The organism is Streptomyces niphimycinicus (assembly GCF_018883605.1).
In the GTDB taxonomy this organism is placed as follows: domain Bacteria; phylum Actinomycetota; class Actinomycetes; order Streptomycetales; family Streptomycetaceae; genus Streptomyces; species Streptomyces niphimycinicus.
Window position 1 is genome coordinate 1 of record NZ_JAHLEM010000349.1, and the last position, 2,234, is coordinate 2,234.

Below are 2,234 nucleotides of genomic sequence, written 5' to 3' on the forward strand. Positions count from 1 at the left end.
GGCCGCCGGAGCCGTCCCGGCACCCGGCGCGGCCGCACCGTCCGCCGCCACGCCGTCAGCGGTAGTAGCAGCCGCTGTCGAGGTCCTCGGCGAGAGTGGGGCCGCCGGGTGCCCAGCCGAGCAGCGCGCGGGTGGCGTCACTGCTCGCGGCCATGTCCGCTGCGTAGAACTTGCTCAGCCAGCCGAAGTGCTCACCGGCGCCGTCGGCCGGGACGGAGACGACGGGCAGGCCGAGTCCGCGCCCGATGGCCCCGGCGATGTCGCGGGTCGGGATGCCGGTCTCGGCCGTGGCGTGCAGGATGGTGCCGGCCGGGGCCCGCTTGTCGAGGGCGAGTTGCACGATGCGTCCGGCGTCACCGCGGTGGATCGCCGCCCAGCGGTTGCTCCCGTCCTCGATATAGGCCGAGACGGCCTTGGCGCGTGCCGCCGCCACCAGCCAGGTCACGAATCCCCAGTCACCATCGCCGTGCACGGTGGGGGCGAAGCGCACGATGACCGTGTTGACACCCTGCTCCACGAACTCCAGGGCGAGGTTCTCGCCGCCGCCGCGCAATGAATCGATGCCGTGGAACGGGGACCGGTCCCGCTCCGTCGCCACGCGGCCGGTGGTGAGGGAGGCCAGACCGGCGGCGACGATGAACGGCCGGTGAGAGCCCGCGAGGGCCTCGCCGATGGTCTGTACGGCGTCGCGCTCGGCCCGGTCGCTCACCGCCGGGTTGGCGAAGTCGTGTTTGTTGGCGAGGTGGACGACGGCATCGGCGGCGTCGGCGCCGGAGCGGATGCCGTCGAGGTCGTCGAGGTCGCCGCGGAGCACCCGGGCGCCCTTGGCCTCCAGCGCGGCGGCGGAGTCGTCCGAGCGGGCGAGGCCGGTGACCTCGTGCCCGGCGTCGAGCATGTGGTCGACCACGGCCGAGCCGATCCACCCCGTCGCTCCGGTGATGAATACCTGCATGTCAATGCTCTTTCGGAGAGGTCCGCGACGGCCTGCCGCGGACGGATCGTGCCCACGGCCCGAGTGGGCCGCCAGCGGTCTTCGGGGTCGGCCGGTGATCTCCCACCGGCCGACGGCCCGGTCCCCCGGCTCAGAGGCGGCAGCTCAGCTCCATGCCGTCCTCGATGGGGAAGGTGACGTTCTGGTAGCCGTTCGCCGGGTCGCGTACGTAGTCGAGATACGACCGCAGGAGGCCCTCCCCCTGGTCGACGTCGTCGGCCACGACGAGTGCGCCGGGCCGCAGCCGCGGTTCGAGCATCCGCAGCACGGGCAGGCACAGGTCCTTCCAGCCGTCGAGCAGGACCAGCTCCAGCGGGCCCTCGAGGTCGGCGAGGGTCTCCCGGGCGTCCCCCTCCAGCACGGTGATCACGTCGTCCAGCCCGGTCTCGGCGAAGGTGCGGCGGGCCGCGGCGATCTTCTCCTTGCTCATCTCCGTGGTGATGACGCGCCCGGTGCCGTTGTCCCGTACGGCGGCGGCCAGATGGAGCGTGGAGATCCCGTAGGACATGCCGAACTCGACCACCGTGGCCGGGCGGATGGCGCGGACCAGGTTGTAGAGCAGCTTCCCGCCCTCGGCGGAGATCGGCATATAGATCCCGGCCGCGGCGTCGGCGAGCTCCTGCGGGGCCAGCGATTCCTGTGCGCCGGGCGGCAGCTCCGCCTGGGCGGTCTCGTCCTGCTCGGCCAGCGCGAACATCCGGCTGAGGGCGGTCTCGACCCGGGGGTCGGCAAGCGTGTGAGTGACTGTCATGAGTTTTAGAGTAGACGCGACGTTGCGTCTTGTCTAGAAGGGATGGCACCGGGGAGGGTGGATATCCCGAGATCTCGGGGAGGCGGGAGATGGCACGCGCGACACGGACCGCCGGGACGAGCGACACCGCCCGACCGGCACCACGCCACCACGGCAACCGCCACGGGCGCAGTGAACAGACCCGGCTGGCGGTGCTGAACGCGGCGGACGATCTGCTGGCCGAGGCGGCAGACGATCTGCTGGCCGAGAAGGGTTTCGCGGGCGTCACCGTGGAGGGGATCGCCGCCCGGGCCGGGGTCGCCAAGCAGACGATCTACCGCTGGTGGAGCACCAAGACCGACATCCTCATGGACGCCTTCCTCCACCGCCACGGACTGACGGCGCCGGCGAACGACTGACCTCCGGTCCGGGCCCGGGAAGAGAGAGCCCCCGGCCCGTCAGCCGACAGGCCGCGCCGCGCGGACCCGGCGGCCGCCGTCGACCACCAGGTCC

At 72.2% G+C, this 2,234-nt stretch carries 2 protein-coding genes and 1 pseudogene; 1 reads left to right on the top strand and 2 read right to left on the bottom strand.

Going from position 1 to position 2,234, the window contains the following annotated elements:
• Window positions 1-55 precede the first annotated feature (55 nt).
• Together KN815_RS28325 and KN815_RS28330 are read right to left on the bottom strand one after the other, a co-directional pair.
• Window positions 56-952 (bottom strand): SDR family oxidoreductase, encoded by an 897-nt coding sequence (locus KN815_RS28325; RefSeq protein WP_216344737.1) that lies wholly within the window; start codon window positions 950-952, stop codon window positions 56-58.
• A 130-nt stretch (window positions 953-1,082) separates the two neighbouring features.
• On the bottom strand, window positions 1,083-1,742 hold the full coding sequence (locus KN815_RS28330) for an O-methyltransferase (RefSeq protein ID WP_216344738.1): 660 nt from the start codon (window positions 1,740-1,742) through the stop codon (window positions 1,083-1,085).
• An 89-nt stretch (window positions 1,743-1,831) separates the two neighbouring features.
• Between KN815_RS28330 and KN815_RS28335 the strand changes: the two are divergent.
• Window positions 1,832-2,104, top strand: a pseudogene (locus KN815_RS28335) (helix-turn-helix domain-containing protein); the annotation flags it as partial.
• Between the last annotated feature and the right edge of the window lie 130 nt (window positions 2,105-2,234).

Coding starts and splice junctions, on each gene's coding strand:
- KN815_RS28325 (WP_216344737.1), bottom strand. CDS start 952: ATGCAGGTATTCATCACCGGAGCGACGGGGTGGATCGGCTCGGCCGTG.
- KN815_RS28330 (WP_216344738.1), bottom strand. CDS start 1,742: ATGACAGTCACTCACACGCTTGCCGACCCCCGGGTCGAGACCGCCCTC.